General features: G+C 60.5%; 19 protein-coding genes. 8 read left to right on the top strand and 11 right to left on the bottom strand.

The features are described from left to right. Positions 1-186: 186 nt before the first annotated feature. Complete coding sequence (locus G6M89_RS00280; RefSeq protein WP_165159750.1) at positions 187-747, top strand: HalX domain-containing protein; 561 nt, start codon at positions 187-189, stop codon at positions 745-747. A 24-nt stretch (positions 748-771) separates the two neighbouring features. On the opposite strand, the gene G6M89_RS00285 is transcribed toward G6M89_RS00280, so the two are convergent. After that, positions 772-2,934 carry a PAS domain S-box protein gene (locus G6M89_RS00285; protein ID WP_165159752.1) on the bottom strand — a complete coding sequence of 721 codons (2,163 nt, stop codon included), beginning with the start codon at positions 2,932-2,934 and terminating at the stop codon, positions 772-774. A gap of 256 nt (positions 2,935-3,190) precedes the next feature. Here G6M89_RS00285 and G6M89_RS00290 point away from each other — a divergent pair, with 256 nt between their 5' ends. Further along, positions 3,191-3,622 (top strand): SPW repeat protein, encoded by a 432-nt coding sequence (locus G6M89_RS00290; RefSeq protein ID WP_165159754.1) that lies wholly within the window; start codon positions 3,191-3,193, stop codon positions 3,620-3,622. Positions 3,623-3,702: 80 nt separating this feature from the next. Here the strand turns inward: G6M89_RS00290 and G6M89_RS00295 are convergent, their stop codons facing one another. The 5 genes from G6M89_RS00295 to G6M89_RS00315 all read right to left on the bottom strand — a co-directional run bounded on the left by G6M89_RS00295 (position 3,703) and on the right by G6M89_RS00315 (position 7,737). Then, positions 3,703-4,854 (bottom strand): acyl-CoA dehydrogenase family protein, encoded by a 1,152-nt coding sequence (locus G6M89_RS00295; RefSeq protein ID WP_165159756.1) that lies wholly within the window; start codon positions 4,852-4,854, stop codon positions 3,703-3,705. 90 nt (positions 4,855-4,944) lie between these two features. After that, entirely contained in the window at positions 4,945-5,883 is a 939-nt protein-coding gene (locus tag G6M89_RS00300; RefSeq protein ID WP_165159758.1) for a biotin--[acetyl-CoA-carboxylase] ligase, read from the bottom strand. A gap of 227 nt (positions 5,884-6,110) precedes the next feature. Then, positions 6,111-6,302, bottom strand: a complete 192-nt coding sequence (locus G6M89_RS00305) for a hypothetical protein (protein ID WP_165159760.1) — start codon at positions 6,300-6,302, stop codon at positions 6,111-6,113. A 205-nt stretch (positions 6,303-6,507) separates the two neighbouring features. After that, positions 6,508-7,488, bottom strand: coding sequence for a tyrosine--tRNA ligase (locus G6M89_RS00310; RefSeq protein ID WP_165159762.1), 981 nt, complete (start codon positions 7,486-7,488; stop codon positions 6,508-6,510). A gap of 66 nt (positions 7,489-7,554) precedes the next feature. Further along, complete coding sequence (locus G6M89_RS00315; protein ID WP_087713801.1) at positions 7,555-7,737, bottom strand: hypothetical protein; 183 nt, start codon at positions 7,735-7,737, stop codon at positions 7,555-7,557. A 122-nt stretch (positions 7,738-7,859) separates the two neighbouring features. Between G6M89_RS00315 and G6M89_RS00320 the strand changes: the two genes are divergently transcribed. The 3 genes from G6M89_RS00320 to G6M89_RS00330 all read left to right on the top strand — a co-directional run bounded on the left by G6M89_RS00320 (position 7,860) and on the right by G6M89_RS00330 (position 10,162). Continuing rightward, complete coding sequence (locus G6M89_RS00320) at positions 7,860-8,510, top strand: hypothetical protein (RefSeq protein WP_165159764.1); 651 nt, start codon at positions 7,860-7,862, stop codon at positions 8,508-8,510. A 125-nt stretch (positions 8,511-8,635) separates the two neighbouring features. Further along, positions 8,636-9,238 (top strand): hypothetical protein, encoded by a 603-nt coding sequence (locus G6M89_RS00325; protein ID WP_165159766.1) that lies wholly within the window; start codon positions 8,636-8,638, stop codon positions 9,236-9,238. A gap of 60 nt (positions 9,239-9,298) precedes the next feature. After that, positions 9,299-10,162: a DUF4870 domain-containing protein gene (locus G6M89_RS00330; protein WP_165159768.1), complete on the top strand. Its 864-nt coding sequence runs from the start codon at positions 9,299-9,301 to the stop codon at positions 10,160-10,162. A gap of 14 nt (positions 10,163-10,176) precedes the next feature. Here the strand turns inward: G6M89_RS00330 and G6M89_RS00335 are convergent, their stop codons facing one another. Beyond that, entirely contained in the window at positions 10,177-10,953 is a 777-nt protein-coding gene (locus G6M89_RS00335) for a 4-phosphopantoate--beta-alanine ligase (protein ID WP_165159770.1), read from the bottom strand. Between the two features lie 222 nt (positions 10,954-11,175). On the opposite strand from G6M89_RS00335, the gene G6M89_RS00340 reads away from it, so the two are divergent. From G6M89_RS00340 to G6M89_RS00350, 3 genes are all read left to right on the top strand, one after another. Next, a complete protein-coding gene (locus G6M89_RS00340) occupies positions 11,176-12,324 on the top strand; it encodes an ABC transporter ATP-binding protein (protein ID WP_165160497.1) in 1,149 nt (382 codons plus the stop codon). A 66-nt stretch (positions 12,325-12,390) separates the two neighbouring features. Then, on the top strand, positions 12,391-13,296 hold the full coding sequence (locus tag G6M89_RS00345; protein WP_394352357.1) for a carbohydrate ABC transporter permease: 906 nt from the start codon (positions 12,391-12,393) through the stop codon (positions 13,294-13,296). Positions 13,297-13,298: 2 nt separating this feature from the next. Beyond that, positions 13,299-14,270, top strand: coding sequence for a carbohydrate ABC transporter permease (locus G6M89_RS00350; RefSeq protein ID WP_165159774.1), 972 nt, complete (start codon positions 13,299-13,301; stop codon positions 14,268-14,270). A 379-nt stretch (positions 14,271-14,649) separates the two neighbouring features. Here G6M89_RS00350 and G6M89_RS00355 read toward each other — a convergent pair whose 3' ends face one another. The 4 genes from G6M89_RS00355 to G6M89_RS00370 form a co-directional block, all read right to left on the bottom strand. Further along, a complete protein-coding gene (locus G6M89_RS00355; protein ID WP_241175182.1) occupies positions 14,650-14,994 on the bottom strand; it encodes a hypothetical protein in 345 nt (114 codons plus the stop codon). Between the two features lie 7 nt (positions 14,995-15,001). Further along, positions 15,002-16,264 (bottom strand): ABC transporter substrate-binding protein, encoded by a 1,263-nt coding sequence (locus tag G6M89_RS00360; RefSeq protein WP_165159776.1) that lies wholly within the window; start codon positions 16,262-16,264, stop codon positions 15,002-15,004. Positions 16,265-16,420: 156 nt separating this feature from the next. Then, the gene (locus tag G6M89_RS00365) at positions 16,421-19,339 is read right to left on the bottom strand and encodes a DUF1508 domain-containing protein (RefSeq protein WP_165159778.1); all 2,919 of its coding nucleotides are present in this window, start codon (positions 19,337-19,339) and stop codon (positions 16,421-16,423) included. Positions 19,340-19,553: 214 nt separating this feature from the next. Beyond that, positions 19,554-20,381, bottom strand: coding sequence for a pantoate kinase (locus G6M89_RS00370; RefSeq protein ID WP_165159780.1), 828 nt, complete (start codon positions 20,379-20,381; stop codon positions 19,554-19,556). Between the last annotated feature and the right edge of the window lie 135 nt (positions 20,382-20,516).

A 20,516-nucleotide genomic window follows, 5' to 3' on the forward strand; every position in this document is an offset into this window, starting at 1 on the left:
GTGTGTTTCGTGCGTCTTGCTGCATTCGATGTCGGCGAGTAATCTCGATGGCCCGGTCGGCGACAGCGACTGTACTGCCCCGAAACGAATGTTGAATAGATGACATATGGTCGCGAGGTTTATGAACCAGAGGTGCGACTACACACGCGTGGCTGTAATCGACGAAGGGTATGGAGGGGTCAGCCAATGAGTGATGAGGGGCACGTTCTCGTTGTCGATGACGAATCCCGACTCGCAGACCTGTTCGCCGCATGGCTCCAGAGCGATTGGACCGTCGAAACGGCGTACGATGGCGACTCGGCCCTCGAGACGATCTCCAACGACGTCGATGTCGTCCTTCTCGACCGTCGAATGCCGGGACTGTCCGGCGACGAGGTTCTTTCAGAGATCCGCGACAGGGGCTATGATTGCCGGGTCGTAATGGTGACGGCAGTCGACCCCGACTTTGATATTATCGAGATGGGCTTTGACGACTACCTCGTCAAGCCGGTCTCCAGAGACGAACTGATCACAATGGTCGAAAACGTCTCAACGCGCTCTGCGTACGCTGCGACGATCCAGGACTACTACGCGTTGGTCTCGAAGAAGGCACTTCTCGAGAGTGAGAAAGCTGATCGCGAACTCGAGGACCACGGCGAGTACCAAGAACTCTGTTCCCGTGTCGCCGAACTCGAGACGGAAGTCGACGACACTGTCGCCGGCATGTCCTCACACGACGATTTCGTCGGTGCCTTCCAGGACCTCTAGACGGAAAACTGACTACTGAACCGATTACCGCAGTCGCCGCTTTGCATCGGTTGTCTCGAACTCGAATCTGGCTCCACCCGCCTCGCTCTCCCCCGCAGTGACCGACCAGCCGTGTCCGGTAGCGACTTCTCTGACGACCCAGAGCCCGATTCCTAACCCGGTTGATGACGTCGACACCGACGGGTCGAAAATTTCGTCGCGAATCTCTTCGGGCAATCCACAGCCATCGTCTGCGACGTAGAATCCCTGAGCGTTCTCGAGCGTACCGATCTGAATCGTTATGGACTCAGCGGTTTCGACGCCGGTTTCACCATCTGCGTCAGCGGTAGCCTTGGCCGTGGTCCGTGAGCGGTCGTCCGGAACGCCGTGTTCGACGCTATTTCGGAAACAGTTCTCGAGTAATCGCAGGAGACGGGACCGGTCGGCTGCGACGGTCGTCGATGTCGTCACGGACAGGGTTGCAGTCGGCGTTTCGACGTGGTCCCAGGCGTCGGTTGCAACAGCCTCGAGGTCAACCGGCTCGGTGTCTGCTGCCCACTCACCGCCACGGGCAATCGCGAGCACGTCGTCGATGATTGACTCCATCCGATCGAGTCCATCACGAACATTGGAAATGTGATCAGGCGTGTCTGTCTGATCCATCAACTCGAGATAGCCCTGTGCGACACCCAGTGGGTTTCGCAGGTCGTGGCTGACGATCTGAGCGAACGCGTCGAGGCGTTCGTTTCGCTCGCGAAGTTTGCGTTCGCGTCGCTTTCGGTCGGTGATATCCCGGACGACACCGACCGTCCCGTGGAACGTTCCGCCGTGAGTGAGCACGGCGATCTGGATCTCACAGGGGATTGTCTCTCCGTCTTTCGTCTCGAGGATAACCTCAACGGTGTCAGTGCCGCGGTCGGACCGGAGTAATGACTTGATTGTGTCTTCGCCCGCTTCGACGTCGGCGTCACTTAGCAGGACGGTCGCGGGTTCGCCGAGCAGTCCCTCGCGGCTGTAGCCGGTCATCTCGACGAGCGCGTCGTTGACCGTCATGAAGTTGCCGTCCTCATCGAAGACGTACATCCCGTCACCGGCCGTTTCGACGAGTCGCTCGTATCGGTGGAGTGCGCGTGCTTGCTGTTCGAGTTGCCCACTGGCCGCAATCGTCTCGAGAACGTGCGACGCGACGGCGGCGCTCGAGCGGATGACACGTCGATCAGCAGGCGATAGGCCACGGCGTGCATAGATGACGAACACGCCGTACAGTTCGTCGTCGCTCGCGAGCGGCATTGCAGCGACCGTCCCAACATTGCGCTCGCGTGCGTGCTCAGCAAACGGAACGAGCGCCGAATTGCCCGTCGATAGATCGAGTATACGGAGCGTTCGGTCGTGAAGTGCCTGCTCGAGAAGCGAACTCGAGTCGTCGTCGGTGCCGACAGAGAAGGTCCGTTGCATTGGCCACTCCGTCGCGTCTGGATCGGTGAGCCACGGGACGATTTCACGTTCACCGCGGTCGTACTCGCCGACCCAGGCAAAGACGAACCGGTCGCTGGCGACGAACTCCTCGCGAAGCACGTGCTCGACGACGGCGGGCGAGGTTGCATCTGCCAGTCGCCGCCGAACGCTCTCTTCGATCCAGGCGAGATCCGGCGGGAGTTCACACTCGGCGGTGTCACTGTCTGCGTTTGCATCCCCGTCTACATCGGCGTCAGCGGGTGTGCCAGCCAGACTCGCTCGCTGAACGGAGCCGGCACCGGTTGCATCACTGCTTGTCGCTGCAATTCCGTCGGTATCCACTCGAGCGTTCGCAATAATTCGGCCGGCAACTGCCTCGTTGCCGATTCCGGCGTTTAGCTGATCGGTGATCGTATCGGCCAGGCGATTCGATCGCTGCTTGTCGGTGCTTCGGGCAACGACCTGACTCAAGACCGCCATCGACTCGTCTGCGGATTCCTTCGGAGTCTCCCAGTAGACGAACGTCGGGAGCTTCGGTGTCTTGGCCTCAGCCGCCGCGATCACCCGCGGTACGTCTGTGACTGTACTCGCATCGATAACGATTGCATCGATCGACTCGCACTCGAGTCGGTTGCCGGCGTCGTCGGCCTGCTGTGCGAAGACGACGTTTACGGGTTCGTCCGTCAGAGCGAGCGTCAGCGATGCTCGCGTCGCTCGATCGTCACTGACACAGAGAACGCGTGGACGACTCATGGCTCGGTTTGGATCTCGATTAGCGATTCGACGGGGGGCTGCGTCTTGCACATACCGTTCGCGCCAACAGGGTTGATTCTTTCGACCGCGAACTATTGATATGGGGTCGCGTATCTGTAATCAGTTATGTTGCGAGCAAAACCGACGAGAGGCGCTCTATCGCGCCCGACTGTTCGGTTACGTAGGGTTTTGTTATCATAGCGACAATTGCAGGCACCGCCGTTTTACTCGCCCATCGACTACCGCGCTCGAGAGCATGAGTGATACCACAGTAAACACCGAGACGAACCAGGACCGTGAGACAATGAATACGGACGCCATGCAATGGCTGAGTGCGCTCGTCGCACTGATCGGCCTCTATCTCGTGGCCTCGCCGTTCCTCTTCGAGGCGACAGATGCAGCGTACTGGAATGATACGCTCGTCGGGACAGCGATCTTCCTGCTCGCAGGATACAACTTCTACCTGCTCTCGAAGAACCGATTGGCGAACGTCAGTATCGCGTCGCTTGCAGCCCTGCTCGGTCTCTGGGCGCTCGTTTCGCCAGCGGTCATCGAGATGGGTAGCAACGAACTTGCGACCGGAACCGCGATCTCCGGGCTCCTCGTTGCCATCCTCTCGGCGTACAACGCCTACGCGAACAGCAAGGCCGACACGCCGGATCGCGCCGGTGCTGGCGCTCGAGGATAACGCAATAGATTCGGTCGACAGTCGTCTGTGAGTCGCTCGAGGGAGCGAACGACGGCTATGTGGCTACGGCGGCCACGCGGCTACGGGGCCTGCCGGTAGATGAGATTACGCTGAATCTCGTTTGCGCCCTCGTAGATAACCGGAATGCGGGCGTCGCGATAGACTCGAGCGATCCGGCGCTCGTTGAGCACGGAGCGGCCGCCGTGGAACTGCATGCCCTGTTCAGCGATGTCGACCGCGGCTTCCGTTGCGCTCGTCTTCGCCAGTGCCGCCCAGTAGCCGGCGTTGTCGTCGGTTGCAACTTTTTCGCAGGCGCGCCAAGTGAGTGCGCGTGCGCTCTCGAAGTCCATCAGCATGTCTGCGAGACCGTGCTGGACGGCCTGGAACTCGTTGATCGAGCGGCCGAACTGCTCGCGGTCGTGGGTGAACGACCAAGCTTCCTCAATAGCGGCCGCGGCCATGCCGAGGCCGTGTCCGGCGACGGCGATGCGGCCGTGGTTGAAGAAGTCCGCGAGCATCCAGAAGCCTGCGCCCTCGGCACCGATCAGGTTCTCCTCGGGAATCCGGCAGTCGTCGAACTCAATGTGGGCCTGTTTCGAGGCGCGCATGGCCATCTTTTCGGGGATGTGTTCGGCGTCGTAGCCCTCGGTGTCGGTCGGCACGATGAACATCGAGTGGTTGCCGTAGCGGTTGGTCTCATCGTCGCCGGTTCGGGCGTAGAGAGTGATCCAGTCGGCCTCGACACCGTTGCCGATCCAGTACTTTTCCCCGTTGATGACCCACTCATCGCCGTCTTTCTCTGCGCGCGTCTGAACGCCCGCGAGGTCGCTGCCGGTTTCGGGTTCGGAGACGGCAAGTCCCGATAGCTGTTCGCCCTCCGCGACGGGTCGAATGTACTCCTCGCACTGCTCGTCGGTGCCGTACTCGTAGGTGATTTCACAGCCGAAACTTGCGAGTTGGAGCGTGAGCGCAATGCCTGCATCCGCACGATAGAACTCCTCAGTCAGCGCGAGCAGTTGTGGCAGATCAAAGCCACGGCCACCCCACTCCTCGGGGATGTCCTGAGCGACCAGTCCCGCTTCCTGGCCCGCCTCGAGAATGTCGTGGGGGTACTCGCCGGCGTCGAAGTACTCCTGGGCGTTGGGTGCGATGTACTCGTCGGCGAACTCGCGGGCTTCCTGCTTGATGTCGTGTGCGTGCTCGGGCACGATGGAGTCATCGAGTACGTCCATAGATCGCTAGACGGGAGCGACCCGAATATAGCCGCGGGTTTCGACTCAGTGACCGACACGTTCCGCGAGTTGCGACCGGCGATCACACACTCACACTGGCCGCAAGTGCTCGCAGTCGCCCGCCGCAACCGTTTCCCGTCCATCGTCGGTCTCGAGAACGAGCGCTCCCGTTTCGGTGATGTCGATAGCGTCACCAACGACCTCGCCTACGGGTCGATCAACGCGGACGCGCTGGCCAAGCGTCAACGCCAGCTCGCGCCAGTCGGGAACGACCGACTCGAGGTCAGCACGGTACGCGTCGAACTCCTCGAGCAGGCACTGGACGAATCGTCGCCGGTCGACGTCGCCTGCTTCCTCGCGGATGCTCGTGGCTCCCTCTGGGAGGTCCTCAACGTCGATATTCGCGTTGATTCCGAGGCCAACGATCAGCCACTCCACGCGATCCATCTCGGCTTCCATCTCCGTCAAAATTCCCGAGAGCTTGCGGTAGTCGCCATCATCGCCGACGGGAACGACCACATCGTTTGGCCACTTGATCTGTGCGTCGACGCCCGCCTCACGCGCCGCTCGTGCCGTCGCCACCGCGGCCGCAAGCGTGTATAGAGTGGCCTGCGAGGGCGCGATTTCTGGTCGGTCGACGATGCTTATCCAGACACCACCCGCGGGAGCCGTCCACTCGCGCTCGAGACGGCCTCGCCCGCCCGTCTGCTCATCGGCGAGGACCGCAACGTCCGTCGCGCCGTCGACTGCCACCTCGCGCGCTCGAGCGTTCGTACTCCCAATTGAGTCGTGGTACTCGAGTGAAAACGGTGCCTCGAGACCAAACTCGACGGCATCGCTGCCGTAGGCGGCAACCTCGAGCAGTTCGTACCCTGCTGGCCCGCTTTCGATCTCGAAGCCAGCCTCCCGAAGTTCCTCGACGTGCTTCCAGACCGCAGCGCGGGACACCTCGAGTGACTCGGCCAGGTCGGGACCCGAGACCGGCCCGTCGTCGAGCGCCTCGAGGATGGCTCGTCGCGTCTCGTTCATAGCAACACGAGGGGAGCGCGCGCACTTCAATCGGAAGGATTGCTATGACTCTGATTCAGGTCCTGATTGGAGTCGTTAGTGTCTAAAGGGATGTGATCGGGCTCTGTGAACTTCCTTGGTAGGTCATGTATTTCAGTAGCCATGCTGGATACAGAGTGCGAGTCTTGCACGACGGCCTGGTTTGTTGAATGATTATTTACCATCCAACTAATGATATAAAATGGGTGCTAATGATCGGAACGTACTCTAAAAATTCCGTAAAGCGTGATGAAAATACTGAGCCACATCAGAGCAGCAAATACTGCCCCATCACCCGTGAACAATTCTTGAGGTTTCATCAGATCAATGAGTGCCGATAATCCGGTAACAAGAGTAATTTGTAACCCAAGAATACCTAAGAGAATTTTATCTGAGTTCATATAAATAAAAATATCGGGCAGAATAAAAGTCTTCTGCGACCAGGGGTCTCACACAACCACTGACTGTTTGGTTTACGTGAACCGGTACGGAAGTAACGATGACTAAGTGCTGCACTCACCCTCTGTATTTAACAGACGGTTTGTACTAGTCGCTGAGGATTCAACAGAGTCACGAATCAATAGTGAAACGTCCTGACTGCTCGAGTCAGTCCCGAATCTCGAGTAGCTTTTCGCGCCCCGGTGCGATCAGTTCGTCGAGGTAACTCGCAAGCGTCCCCTTCGCGTCGGCGGGGTGAAGCTCACCGGACTCGAGATCGGCCGCGAGCGTCTCGTAGTCGTCGTAGGTCAGGTCGCCGCCGTACTCCTCGGGGCGCTCGACGACGATTTCGTCGAATCGCGGGAAGACGTGGTACTCGAACAGTTCGAGGACGGGGTTCTCGAGGTCGCCCTCAGGATCACGCGTCGGCGGACAGAACGCCGAGTTGACCTTTTCCTCGAGTTCCTCGGTGGAGTCTTCCATCGATATGGTGACGCCCTCGCTCGAGGACATCTTGCCCTCGCCGCTGGTGAGGTCGGCGACGATAGGGGTGTGCAGTGCAGGACGCACGTCGTAGCCCAGCCCTGGGAGTTCCTCGCGGGCGAGCATATGGACCTTGCGCTGATCCAGACCGCCGACGGCGAGATCGAGGTCGAGGTACTCGATATCGAGCGTCTGCATCAGCGGGTAGACGACATGGCTCACTTTTGCGGTCTCGCCGCCCTGAATCTCGGCCATCGCGCGCTGGGCGCGATTGAGCGTCGTCGCGAGTTCGAGTTCGTGCAGATCGAGGGTGTAGTCTTCCTCGAGTTGGAACTCGGAGCCGTAGACGAACTCGGTGTTCTCTTCATCGAGGCCGTAGGCGATGAACTGGGCTTTCATCTGCTCTGCGGTCTCGCGGATCTCCTCGAAGGTGCCCTTGCCGTTCAGGTAGGCGTGGACATCTGCGAGGAGGACGACGACCTCCATCCCCGCATCCTGCAGGTCGATGAGTTTGTTCGCGGTCAGGAGGTGGCCGAGGTGGAGCACGCCAGAGGGCTCGTAGCCGACGTACGCGCGCTTGCCGTCGGCGTCGGCGGCGAGATCGCGCACTTCCTCGTCGGTCACGACCTCCTCGGCGTTTCGCATGATCAGGTCGTAGGTATCCATTGGTATCCGAGTGAAATCAGCGGACGGGTTTATGTGTTCTTGAACTGTGTGACCGTGTCGGTCAGCTCAAAACGGCAGTTTGTCTCGGGCCGATCCCGCGAGATAGCCGGTCGCTGCGCCGACGCCCGCTCCGACAGCACCGCCAGCTGGACCGGCGACGCCGCCGACTTTGCCGCCGACTTTCGCGCCCTTCGCTGCGCCTTCGGAGGCATGTTTTGACCGCAGACACGGTGGCTCGAGTGATGGCATAGCCCTCGCTTCGTTCGGGACCGAAATAATCGTTCGGCTCCGCTCGAGAGACAGCCCCATGACAGATCGGGACCTGCCTGCCGTACACTCATCCGGTTTGGGGCCGTATCCTTCGGGCGTCTATGGGGTACACGGAGGATTTCATCAACGCAGTCCGGCGAAGCTTCGTTCCGCAAATCCATTACCTACTTCGGGGCACCTTCGGCGGCTACGCCGTCAGCCACACCACAGCAGAGGAGTACGCGCTGACGGCACGCTGTTCCGAAGACCAACTCGAGGATATCCTCGAAAAACTGGGATTTTCGCGGAATCCAATCGCCTCGCTGAAGGTGCGCATGGACGGCAACACCTCGGAGGGGTCGTGGGTCTGGCGAGCGTCACCGCTTGCAGATAACCAGTTGCATATCGTCCTCCACGAACTCGAGGACGAGTCGGGCGTCGACGTCTACGCCCACTGGGAGTGTTCGTGGATTCGCCACCCCTACAAACACTACGTCGCGCGGGGCTACGACGCCGATCTTGGCGTGGAACTGGCTCGACGGTGGCTCACCGACTACGGCGGCGACGAACTCGAGGGAACTGCTGTCGAGTACGAAATCGATAGCTCTGCGAGTCGTCGTCTGAGCGAGTACCTCTCGCTGTCGTACTACCAGCTCGAGGACGTGTTCGCGGCGATCCGTTCGCGGGTGCCACAACTGGATGACGAGGAGGACCTCGATATCGACCGCGATGGGGAACGCGATAGCGTGTCACCGCGGATCGCCGACCGCTGATCGGGTTTCCAACGACACCGGAACACGGCTGAAATCCCCTCTAATAAACTGTTTCGTGCTGTTTGGCGGCCGCCAAATTCGAATGTGGGTTTAACACCCCTCCCCGAAATGAGTCCACTAACGCGATGGCTTCGCTCCCTCCCTGGATCGACACCCGCATCGACGACGGCCTGAACAAGAAGTTGACACAGCGACACGTCGTCGAAACGATGCTCGAGGCAGACCGGCCGTACTTCTCGGCAGAACAGATCCGCGCACGGGTCCGCCCGGACGTGAGCAAAGAGACCGTCCGACTTCGACTCAACGAACTCCTCGAGATCGACGTCATCGCAGCCGATACGTACCCGGAGTCGATCACACTGTACTACATCAACCACCCCGACTCACACTGGCCGCTGAGCCCCGAAGGAAAAGACGCACTGGTACACGAAACACCGCTCGAGACGCTTTCGGTCGGTGACTTTCTCCGCCTGCGGAACCCGGCAGGGATCAGAACGCTGGTGCTCGCGGGCTTTCAGTTGGGTCTCGTACTCTTCGCGCTCGGAATCGTTGCCGCGCCGATTGCGGGCGATCCGGTCGTCCAGAGTTCGAACGCCTACTGGGAAGCCGCAGGGAACCTGTTCGTCCTCTGTGTTGTCCTGTTGGTCCTTGAGCGAGTCGCCCGAAAAATCCGGACGGACGGCGTGCTGGCGGGTGGCCTTCGCCCCAGTACGCCGGAGTCGAAGTGAGCCAGCGCCAAACAATCAGTCGTGACACCAGCGAACACCGCCTCCCACGCTACCCAACATATGTCCAACGAACACGACCATCCGACGGCATCGACGACACAACCAGGACCGCGCATTCTCGAGGAGCGGACGCTTTCGGGAATCTTCGTCCATTTTCTCGGACTCGGGACTGGAGTCGTACTCCCCGCACTCGTCTATCTGGTCGCCGAGAACGAGTTCACGCGCGAGAACGCCCGGAACGCATTCAACTGGCAGGTGATCGTCACGGGCGTCTTCACGCTCATGTTCGGCCTTCTCGGCGGTGCAATCGCGATTGATTCTACGTTTCCTGAAGAGTCGGCCGTTCAGTATCTCGGACTGGCATTGATCGTCGGCGCGGCCATCGTCATGTTCGGATCGTCGCTGTTCTTTTTTGTCAACGTCGCCTTCGGGCTGATTGCGATGGGGAAAGCAATCTTTGGAACGGCGTGGTCATACCCGCTTGCACCAGATTTCGTTGGCTGGCTCGCAGCGAGAACTGGCGACGATGTTCGCTGGTGGCGACTCCTCGTTCCACACTTGCTTATTACACCGCTACTGGGAGCGTTTTTCGCCGGGGAAATTCTCGAGTCATGGATGGAAAACGACTCGATGTTTTTCGGTGGCTTTGGCCTCGTGCTGGCGGTCCTTCTCACGTCGGTACTTACACCGGGCGTGCTCGTCCGCGATATGCGGGCCGTCGCGGCGAGGACGTCGTGGCAGCCACAGTGGCTGTGGTACATTGGCGGCCCAGCAGGCGTTGCGCTCCTCACCTACGTTGTTGCAGCCGCCCAGTTCACCTCCGAAAATCCGGCCGGAGATGCGATCTATGCCTTCGCGGGCGCACTCTGGCTCGCCGTGCTCGTCTACCTGCTCAGACGCTATCGGCAGGTCGATGCGTCGTAGAATCAGGGTCCCTGTTATAGGCCGCTTCGAATCCGATTCTCTGCGTCCTCGAGCGCGTCTTCCCGGTCAAAGTCTTCGATAATTTCCTCGAGTTCGTCTGCCGACGCGTCCGCTAACTCCCGCGCGTGCGCTGTCATATTCGGCACGGCGCGGATGATGTTATCGACGATTGGCACCTCGGCAACCTGTGGCGAGCGCGAGAGCGGGTTCAGGTCGATTACGAGTTCTGTCTTGCCCATTGCCTCGAGTGCCTCGGCACGGTCGCCGTCCTCGAGTGGCACGAGCACCACATCAGCCGTGTAAATGCCGTCTTCGTCGACCTTTGCGCGCTGGTGGTCGAGGTTCGGGATCCTTGCGTCGGCCTCGAGTCCCTTGACGTCCTCGGCACCGTGCTCTCGAAGATGGTCGGCGATGGCCGCGATACGCTCGTCAGTCCGGTTAAAGAGGTTGATCTCGAGGGCTGCGTCGACGGCGTCGGCCAGGGCGACCATCTCGCCGGGGACGAGGGCGGCGACGTTGCCGTTGATCGAGAGCACGGGGTGGTCAGCACGCAGGAGATGAGCCGCTGCGGCACGTTCTGCGGCATCGGCGCTTGGAATCGTCTCCTCGCCCAGCAGGTAATCGAAGGCGCTGCCCCGGCCTTCGGCGTGCATCCCCTGGAGGTGCGTGATCCCCTTCTCGACGCCCGTCTCGATCCGATGGCGCGTGAGCAGATCCTGATAGCGCGGGTGGTCTTCGGGAATCTCCTCCTCGTGTGCCACGTCGGCCGGAACGGTCTCGTCCTCGTTCACGCTCGAGCGATAGCGTGGGGCGATAAAAAGACGACCGATCCGTCACTCGAGGTGTGATCTCTCATAACTTCTCAGTCCCGACACTGCTCTCGAGACAGTATCTATCAGTGAACAGTCCCTTCGAACTGGTTCTCTGGCAGACAGTTATATCAAGAAAACAGGCGGTACGGTCGGGTTTAATGGATGAATCTGGCGTAGGAGAGTACTATGACATCTGTCCGCATGGAGAATGTTAGCAAATACTTCGATGCGGGAAACACCGTTGCGAACTATCAGCTAAACCTCGAGGTCGAAGACGGCGAGTTTCTCGTCTTTCTCGGCCCGTCCGGCTGTGGGAAAACCACGGCGCTCAGGCTCATCGCAGGCCTCGAGCAGCCCTCGGAGGGAGCGATTTACTTCGGCGACGAACGCGTCGATGGGCGCTCCTCGAGTGATCGTAACGTCGCGATGGTGTTCCAGAACTACGCGCTGTACCCGCATATGACGGTCGCAGAAAACATCGGCTATCCGCTGAAAGTCCGCGGGATGACGCCCGACGACCGTGATACGAAGGTCGAAGAGGTAACTGAGTTGCTCCACATTGAAGGCCAAGTCGAGAAGAAACCGGGTGCGCTGTCAGGTGGCCAGCGCCAGCGGGTTGCACTCGCCCGCGCAATCGTTCGCGAACCGACCGTCTTCTTGCTCGACGAGCCGCTGTCGAATCTCGACGCCAAACTCCGCCAGGAGATGCGAGTCGAACTCAAACGCCTGCAGAACGAACTCGAGATCACGACGGTCTACGTCACGCACAATCAGGAAGAGGCGATGAGCATGGCCGACAGGGTCGTCGTGATGAACCGGGGAACGATCCAGCAGATTGCCCCGCCGGGCGAACTGTACGAGCGCCCGCGGACGGCCTGGGTGGCCCGCTTTATCGGCTCGCCGCCGATGAATCTCTTTCAGGGACAGCGCCGAAACGGCTCGCTCGAGGTCGGGTCAGCGGGAGCCGTCGACCTGACTAGCATTGCACCGACAGCAGAGTCCAGCCCACAACCGGGTGAGGAAGCCGTCGTCGAAGCCGGCCAACCCGATGCAGGCGCGGCGGGCATGGTCACGGACGCATCTCAGGCGACGGGCGACCTCTCGCTCGGTGTTCGGCCGGAGGATCTAACGGTGACGACGTCGCCGCCATCCACTGGTCACGCGCTCGAGGGCACCGTCGACACCATCGAACCCTTCGGCGAGTACGACCTGATCAACGTCACCGTCAACGACCAACTGGTCAACGCGAAAATGGCGTCTGCAACGGTCAGTCGCGGCGACAGGGTCTATCTGACGTTCGAGGACGACGATGCATACCTGTACGACGAAACCGGCGAACTGGTCGGGTGAGCCGAGATGAGCTTCCGAGACCGACTCGAGGACCTCGAGTTCGATACCGACCGCGGTGAGGGGGCGATGCTGTCGTTCGACCGGGAGAAAGCGCTCGCGATAGCGGTGTTTCTGATTCCTGGGCTCACGCTGTTTGGTATCTTCTCTGTCGGGCCGATTGCCTACTCGGCGGTTGGCAGTTTCTACTCGTGGGAGACGTTCACGATGGGCGAGTTCGTCGGGTTGGACAACTGGATTGACTCACTCACTGACCCGCTCATCGTCCACTGGTCGAACATCCAAGAGCTACGGTATCCGATGGGGGCGCTGACGCACAACCTGCTGTGGGTCGTGATTCACGTCCCGGCGAGTACCTTCCTCGGATTGGGTTTAGCACTGCTCTTTGCGGACCTTCGCGGGCGACGAATCCTCCGCGCGATGGTGTTTGCGGGCTTTACCGTCCCGCCAATCGTCATCGGGCTGGTGTTGCTGTTTATCTACGACCCGCAGGCGGGGATCTTCAACGAGTTGCTTCGAGTGATCGGCCAGGAGCAGTGGGTTCGCAACTGGACGCAGTCGCCACAGGTCGCAATCTACGCTCTCATCGCGGGTGGCATCTGGGTCCACACCGGCTTCAGCATGCTGCTGTATAGCTCGTCGCTCTCAGCAATCGATCCCTCCCTGATTGAATCGGCTAAAGTCGACGGAGCCGGCCCGTGGCGGCGATTCCGCGATATCATCTGGCCGCTGGTCAAGCCGGTGACTGCCGTGGTCGTCATCATGGGCATCATCTGGGTGATGCGCATGTTCGACATCGTCTACGCCGCTGGCGGCGCGGCAGGCGGTCCGAATCACGCCTACTCGGTCCTCGGAATCGAGGTGTATCGCGCGGCCTTCCGGCCGGATATCGACTACGGGATGGCGATGGTCGTTGCCCTGTTGCAACTGTTCATCGTTGCCCCGCTCGCGCTGTACATCGCACGAATGAGGTAATCATGAGTAACGACGACCCACTCGAGCCGACTGGCACCGGCCCACACGCAGACACGGCAGGCACAGACCGCTATCTACGCGTCGAGGACATCCCCGAGACGGCTCCAGCAGCGGATCTCACCTGGCAGGAGCGACTCGCTGATGCCATCCCGACGAAACGACGCGCGCTCAAATACGTGCTCGCCATCGCGATTGCACTCCTCTGGATCGTTCCCTTTATCGGCTTACTCATGGCCTCGTTCCGGCCGCTCTCGGAGATCATCGGCGGCTGGTGGCACGTCGAGGGGATGACGCTCACGCTCGAGAACTACTACGGCGCGTGGAACTACAGCACGGCACCGATGAGTCAGGCGCTGCTCAACACGTTCATCGTGACGATTCCAGCCGTGTTAGTTGTCATGCTGCTCGGCGTAATGGCCGCCTATCCGTTCGCTCGCTTCGAGTTCCCGCTGAAGACGACGCTGTTCTTCCTGATCTTGCTCGTGATGGCCGCGCCGCCAGAACTCGTTGCGATGGGCAACTACAACGCCCTACGCGAGTTTGGCCTGTTCGACACCTACATGGGGCTGATCCTGATCCACATCGGCTGGGGCCTTGGCTGGGTCGTGCTGTTCTTGCGCAACTTCCTGCTTAGCATTCCGACAGAACTCGAGGAGGCTGCGCGAATCGACGGTGCCTCACGCTACCAGATTTTCCGGACGATCATCCTGCCGCTGTCGACGCCGGCGCTGGTGTCGGTGGCGGTGATCCAGTTCACGTGGGTCTGGAACGCCTTCTTCTTCCCGTTGGTGTTCATGCGCTCGCCCGAACTGTACCTCGCGCCGCAGGTGCTCCCGCTGATGAGCGGGCGCGTGCAGGTCGAGTGGGGGATGATCGCGGCCGGCTCGATTATGACGATGGCAGTGCCCGTGATCCTGTTCCTCGTGCTCCAGCGGTACTACACGCGCGGAATGGTGGCTGCCGTGGCGGATTGACTTCGAACTTTTTTCGCCTCGGGTTCGCTCGCGGTGCTCACGGGTCGCTCACGCTCCCCGTTCACAATTCCGCGGCGCTACGCGCCGCGTACCGCTCGCTCACCTCTCGGCGCAAAACGTCCTCAGAAGATCTGATGGGCCCACAAACGCGAAGGTTTGTGGACTTCGATGAAAAAGGCCACTCGCTCCCTGACTCACGGCGCGAAGCGCCGCGCTTTCGGTCGCTCGCGGGTGCAACGCTTGCGACTCGACTGCAGCGGTAACGCCTCTGCCTGGTGTCTTTCGCTCCAAGTCTGCTGACGTTACTGACGCTTGCTAACGCGATCAAATCCGGTTGACACCATCATACATTGGGGATCCGTGGTGCTGAATACGCGCACTATAGCGGCATGTACCCGGCTCGAGTCACGACCACAGCCACACCAATCACGAGCATGTTCGTGAGGAAAAACAGCCGTGAGGACATCCACGCGAACGAGAGCAAGACGGCGATGGGGAGCAACGCGATGAGCGCCGGCCAGGTGCCCCGAATCGCGAGCGTCGCGAAAAACGCCGTCGTGAACACGTACAGGAAGTCGACGGCGACGGCGTTGGCACTACTTCGGCGAATCTCCTGTCCGACGATGACGAGCGACTCGAGGAGGCCACGGCTGTCCCCGGTGGCTGCCTCCGGCCCCGTCTGCTCGCTGCCATCGCCGTCGCTGCCGTCGGTGGGTGTCGCCACGGGTCAGTTAGGCCTCGTCGTCCTCGTCGACGGTTTCCTGTAACACGTCGTCAAGCGACTCGAGCATCGGCTCGATGTCCTGTTCGGGTTCCGCCCAGAGGCCGAGCAGTTGCGACCAGAACTCCGCCTGGAACGGATCACCGAGTGCGTCATCTAAGTCGGGCACGAGTTCAACGTCGTCTGCTTGCTCGGAGATGTCTTGCATGACCTCGAGGTCGAAGGCATCGTCGGGCACGTCGAGCGCGGTGGGGACGAACCCGCCGAGCTCGGTCCAGACTTCCTGCCCGTCGGGTGAGATGATCGCCTCGACGGCCTCAGTCGCGGCGTCAACGTCGGGTGCGTAGGCAGGCACAGTGAACCAGTTGATACTCGTCACCATCGCCTCCGAGCCAGGCAGCATGAAGTAGTCTAAGTCCTCCGGATCCTCAATCGCGCCAAACGCTGGCGTCCACGAGCCCATAAAGTACAGCGGAATCTCGTTTTCCCAGAAGAACTCGTACTGGACGCCAAAGTCCCGAACCTCACTGAAGTACCCCTCCTCGAGCAGTTCCTGTAACTCCTCGAAGGCGGTGACGACGCGGTCGTCGGTAAACGAGGCATCGCCCTCGATGAGATCAACCTGTAACTCGGCACCGTCTTCTTGCCGAAGGATGAACGCCTCTGCCACGTCGCTCAATGGCCAGCCGTCGCCGTTGCCCGATGCAAGGGGCGCTTCGACGCCATCGATGTCGTCGATCTCGTCGAGCAAGTCGAGAAACTCGTCGTAGTCCTCGGGTTCCTCGAGATCGTGTTCGTCGAAAAACGACGGGCGGTACCAGAAGCCGGGTTTGATGTCCCCGCCGAAGGGGGCTGCGTACACCTCGCCGTCGACTTCGACCGCGCTGTAGTCAGTCGTGTAGTCGTCTTCGTCCCAGAGGTCACCCAGTGGCTCGAGGTGGCCTGCGGCTCCATCCAGTCGAACACGCCCTTCGGTTGGCAAGACGACAATATCGGCGGTTGCAACGCCGACTTCGTAGTCCATGAGCGTCTCCGTCAGGAGTGTTTCAGTGTCTCGAGGCGCATACGAAATCTCGAGGCCGGTTTCATTTTCGGCATAGTCGACGACCTCGAGGAAGTCTTCTTCCTCGTCGTCGGTCCAGACCGCGGTCACGGTGATCGCTTCCTGTGCGCTCGCCCCGCCGACGCTTCCCAGACCTGTTAGTACGACGAGTCCGCCACCTGCTCCTCGAAGGACCGTTCGTCGGCCGACATGAGTGTTATTCTCGCCCATATCAGCCGTATGCCGATCACATCCTTAATGGTTTCACACATGATTCTGTATGTACAGTTACGTGTACTGTCAGTATCGATTCACACGTTTACAGGAAGCTGTGTTGAGTGCCGTCTATCCACTATAACTCAAAAAGAAGATAGCTGACGTCTTGCCTTACTCAGTGAAGGTGATCCAGCCGTCCGGCGCGTGGCTCTTGACGTCGTTCATTGCCTCGCGAGCGTCCGTTCGGCTCTCGTAGGTCTGCGTACTTTCGGCCATCGTCGAGCCGTACTCATCGATGAGTTGCCAGACCCAGCCATCCTCGGCCGTATGCAACTCGAAGGAGACGCTATCGATCTCGAGGATGCTCGCGGAGTCGATCAGTTCACGGACGTTCTCGAGTGCCTCGCGGGCTCGGTCGTTCGACTCGTACGACTCTGTGCCGGTTGCGACCGCGCGGCCATCAGCATCGAGCAAGCGCCACTGCCAGCGGTCGTCCTCGTCGGAAACGAGTTCGAACGACGCCACGTCGAAGTCGACACGGCCGGCCATCGGCGCGAGTTGGCGGACCTCCTCGACAACCGTATAGAGGTCGTCTTTGGTCGCCTCGGTGTCAGCCGAGCCAGCGACAACCTCGCGGTCAGCAGTGATGAGATTCCAGCGCCAGCCATCCTCGGTGTCACCACCCTGCTCGAGTTGGACGACAGTGTCTTCAATTGTGAAGATCGGTGCCGATTCCGCGTGGTCAGTCAACGCTGCGACGCGTTCGCGAGCGTCTTCACGCGTGTCGTAGGAGACGCTCGAGTCGGCGATTTCCTCGCGGTCGCGGTCGAGGACGCGCCAGTGCCAGCCACTGTTTTCGTAGAGCTGGGCGGTTACGTCGCCAATCGTACAGCCACGTGCCGTTGCTGCAGCCTTCTTGATCTCCGGAACTCGCTCGGTGAGTTCGTCTCGAGTTGGATGTGGTTCGTCGTCGACGGCAACGGTCTGTCCCGACGGCAAGACGAATCGCCAGTGCCAGTCCTCTGCCGCAGAAAGCTGGAAGATGGCGTCGTCCATCGTCCGTACATCGGACTCAAGGTGCTCGAGCAGTCGGTTCATCGCGTCTCGCGCGGCGCTGCGAGTTGGATGGGTTGTCGGGTCTTCGGCGACGAGCTTTCCGCCCTCGTCGATGAGCCGCCATCCCCACTCGTCGTCATCGTTGACGAACAGTTCGAACGCGGCGGTTTCGATCTCGAGCAGTTCGGCGTCGGGTGCCTGCTCTTTAAGCGTCATCATGGCCTCGGCGGCCTCGCCGCGGCTCGTGTGCTCTTCACCGCTGTCTGCGAGGACGTTGCCATCCTCGTCGATCAGCCGCCAGCGCCACTCACTGTCGTCGGCTTCGTAGACCTGAAACGCTGCGTTTTCGAACTCGATGAGATCCGCTTCGCGAGCCTGCTCGCGCATGCGCTGGATCGCATCTTTTGCCGTCTCCGTGCCCATGTGTCGCTCGTTGCTCGCTGCGATGATGTCTCGTTCTTCGGTGACGAGACGCCACTGCCACGGCGTCTGTGGCTCCATTTCGTCCTCGTTGTGCTCGAGGGTGACGCCACCGTCGGTCGTCGCTGTCGACGTATCGGCCGTCGCTGGGAGATCATCGTCTGGCGTCATCCCGTCACCGAGTGACATCTCTCCGGCAGGGTAGAGTTCGTACTCTGCGCCGTCGATTTCGACGACATCCGCGTCGGTTGCGTGCTCGGCGAATTTGTCGGTTTCCTCGCTTGCAATCGCGTGGTTCGCGTGGCCGTCCGGCGAGCGGGCAACGATACGTTCGGCACCGTCGATGAGTCGCCACTGCCACTCTTCACCGGATTGATAGCGTTCGTACGTGGGTTCGCCAGCGACCGTTACGGGTGCCGACCCGAGGTCTGGCAGGAGCGTTTCAGCGGCTTCCTCAGCCTGACGGCGAGCATCGTAGGTCGCTGTCGCGGTCGCAACGACGCTGTCGGTGTCGTCGACAAATCGCCACGTCCATCCCTCATCTCGCTCGTACAGTTCGACGCCGAGGTGTTCGATATCGAGCACTCGAGCCTGTTCGAACCGTTCGGCGAACGATCGGGCAGCCTCCTCAGCACCGGCTTGGTCCGCGTGGCTCTCGTCGCTGGTTGCCAACACAGTGTGGTCGTCATCAACCAGTTGCCAGTACCAGCGGTCGCGCTCTTCGGTGTAGGTGAACGCCGCGCCTTCGATTTCGATGACGTCTGCGTCTGGGCCGCGATCTTTCAGGAAGCTCACGGACTCTTCTGCACCATCGCGCTCGGCGAACTCGCCGCTGCAGGCACCGACGACACTCCCGTCATCGCGTGCAAGCGTCCACTGCCAGGTCCCATCTCGGCCTTCGTATAGCCGGAACGCCGAGGTCGTCAACTCCATCAATCCCGCAGAACTGATCTGGGCTTTAACGCGCTCGATTCCTTCGCGCGCTTCCGGTCGCGTGACCGCACTCCCATCGCTCGTCGCCAGCGCCTCCCGGTGAAGCACGTTCCACTTCCAGTCACCGTTCTCGTCTCGGAACACCGCAAACTGGGCGTCCTCGAGTGCGTTCCCCGTCAAAATTGGTGGGTCATCGGTCGTTCCTTCCTCTTCGACGAACATCCCTTTCTGGCCGGTAAGGACGGGAACAAGTGCCATTACACCCGCAATAATCGCGACCCCGGCCGTGTAGACAACGATCACTTCCACGTCAAGCCCCTGACCCAGGTGTCGCCAATCGTGTGGGTACACGGACGCGAACCAGCCGACGCCGCCGAGTGCTACGAGAAGACCGACGAAACTCGCCTGTATCCCGCGTTTTCGAACCGGCAGCATCAACCCGATGCCGAACAGGCAAATCGCCAGGCTTGTCGCTGCGGCGGTGCCCGAAATTCTGATAATCGTCTCCTCAGTGACGCCGCCCGCGTAGCCGATAACAAATGTGATCAGCGCCGCGGCGGCAATTGCATACCCCAAAATAAACAACCAGTACCCGTACACATCCTTCCCCGAATCCGGTTCTCCGACGTAGTGTTCGTACAGTCGGTAGAGCCGGCGATTAATTTCGCTCGTGAATGACATTCGTAAATTCGAGTGCATAACTCGAACGTAATATGATAAAGGTTCGGCCAAGCGTTTGCTAAATTATGTGTATCGATAGATGTATTCGCCGGTTGCTACCCTGTGAACTACCGTAATCACACGACGGGACTGGGATCCAATCTGAACAGGTCTACAAAAGAGGAGGCTGGAATCGGGCGTTTAGGACCCTATATGGCCTGGTTTCTGTCGATTGTTACTGCAACATGGCTCCAGCGGGATGCGTCGCACAGACGTTCGGGTCGTAGCCTGCATCTGAGAGTCCAGTCCCCAGCGCGAACACCGTCTCGCCGAGCATCGCCATCGACGCGTGCCCGTTGACATCCGTAACATCTCCGATCGTTCTGGCAACCTGCTCAGTCACTAATTCAGCCTCCCGCGCGAATAGTCGGGATGCATACATCAACGACAGCAGCGTCGGCTCTTTGACCACTCGAGACAGCGCTTCTTTGCCGGCAGCAGTCAACTGCTCTGTGTCGCCCGAAAGCACGTCGGCCGTCGAAAGTTCGCCGAAGGTAACGTACTCGACGCGGGCGCGAGCCGGAATCGAATCCAATACGTTCTCGTGAGGGCCGCCAGGCTCGAGGCGGATCGGAATGCCGCCGTGAGCCTGGGCGACGACATCGCCCAGACCGGTCCCAGCCTGTACCTCCGCGCCGTGTGCAATCGTCACGAGTTCGTTCGTCGAGAGGGTGCGCTCGAATACCCGGTTCGTCGCGAGTGCGGTACCGAGCGCCATCGCCCCCGACACGCCGAATCCTGCCCCGAGCGGCAGGTCTGACTCCGCTTCGACGTGGGCCGTCGCCTCGAGCGTCTCGAGGACGGTCTGGACGGGTTCGATCTCGAGTTCCTCACCGTCGAGAACAATCGTCGTTTCTGCGGCCGGTTCAACCGTCACGGTAACGCCGTCGGTGAGTGTGAGTCCGGCTCCTCGAGAGCCCGCTTTCGTCGGATCGTCGGCCGGATGGGCGCTAAAAAAGCCCGTAATGTGGCCAGGAACGAACGCAGTCGCCTCATCGCGCATTACCTGCCGTTTCGGACCGAACGGTATAACAGTGTAGATTTCGGCCCTCGAGTCGGCATCGACGCCACCTGACTGGTCGTCACTAACGAGACGTGTTGTTTGGGTACACTCTCATCACACAGTGAATCTCACGAC

This window comes from Natronolimnobius sp. AArcel1 (genome assembly GCF_011043775.1).
Lineage (GTDB): Archaea > Halobacteriota > Halobacteria > Halobacteriales > Natrialbaceae > Natronolimnobius.

Coding starts and splice junctions, on each gene's coding strand:
- G6M89_RS00280 (WP_165159750.1), top strand. CDS start 187: ATGAGTGATGAGGGGCACGTTCTCGTTGTCGATGACGAATCCCGACTC.
- G6M89_RS00285 (WP_165159752.1), bottom strand. CDS start 2,934: ATGAGTCGTCCACGCGTTCTCTGTGTCAGTGACGATCGAGCGACGCGA.
- G6M89_RS00290 (WP_165159754.1), top strand. CDS start 3,191: ATGAGTGATACCACAGTAAACACCGAGACGAACCAGGACCGTGAGACA.
- G6M89_RS00295 (WP_165159756.1), bottom strand. CDS start 4,854: ATGGACGTACTCGATGACTCCATCGTGCCCGAGCACGCACACGACATC.
- G6M89_RS00300 (WP_165159758.1), bottom strand. CDS start 5,883: ATGAACGAGACGCGACGAGCCATCCTCGAGGCGCTCGACGACGGGCCG.
- G6M89_RS00305 (WP_165159760.1), bottom strand. CDS start 6,302: ATGAACTCAGATAAAATTCTCTTAGGTATTCTTGGGTTACAAATTACT.
- G6M89_RS00310 (WP_165159762.1), bottom strand. CDS start 7,488: ATGGATACCTACGACCTGATCATGCGAAACGCCGAGGAGGTCGTGACC.
- G6M89_RS00315 (WP_087713801.1), bottom strand. CDS start 7,737: ATGCCATCACTCGAGCCACCGTGTCTGCGGTCAAAACATGCCTCCGAA.
- G6M89_RS00320 (WP_165159764.1), top strand. CDS start 7,860: ATGGGGTACACGGAGGATTTCATCAACGCAGTCCGGCGAAGCTTCGTT.
- G6M89_RS00325 (WP_165159766.1), top strand. CDS start 8,636: ATGGCTTCGCTCCCTCCCTGGATCGACACCCGCATCGACGACGGCCTG.
- G6M89_RS00330 (WP_165159768.1), top strand. CDS start 9,299: ATGTCCAACGAACACGACCATCCGACGGCATCGACGACACAACCAGGA.
- G6M89_RS00340 (WP_165160497.1), top strand. CDS start 11,176: ATGGAGAATGTTAGCAAATACTTCGATGCGGGAAACACCGTTGCGAAC.
- G6M89_RS00345 (WP_394352357.1), top strand. CDS start 12,391: ATGCTGTCGTTCGACCGGGAGAAAGCGCTCGCGATAGCGGTGTTTCTG.
- G6M89_RS00350 (WP_165159774.1), top strand. CDS start 13,299: ATGAGTAACGACGACCCACTCGAGCCGACTGGCACCGGCCCACACGCA.
- G6M89_RS00360 (WP_165159776.1), bottom strand. CDS start 16,264: ATGGGCGAGAATAACACTCATGTCGGCCGACGAACGGTCCTTCGAGGA.
- G6M89_RS00365 (WP_165159778.1), bottom strand. CDS start 19,339: ATGTCATTCACGAGCGAAATTAATCGCCGGCTCTACCGACTGTACGAA.
- G6M89_RS00370 (WP_165159780.1), bottom strand. CDS start 20,381: ATGCGCGATGAGGCGACTGCGTTCGTTCCTGGCCACATTACGGGCTTT.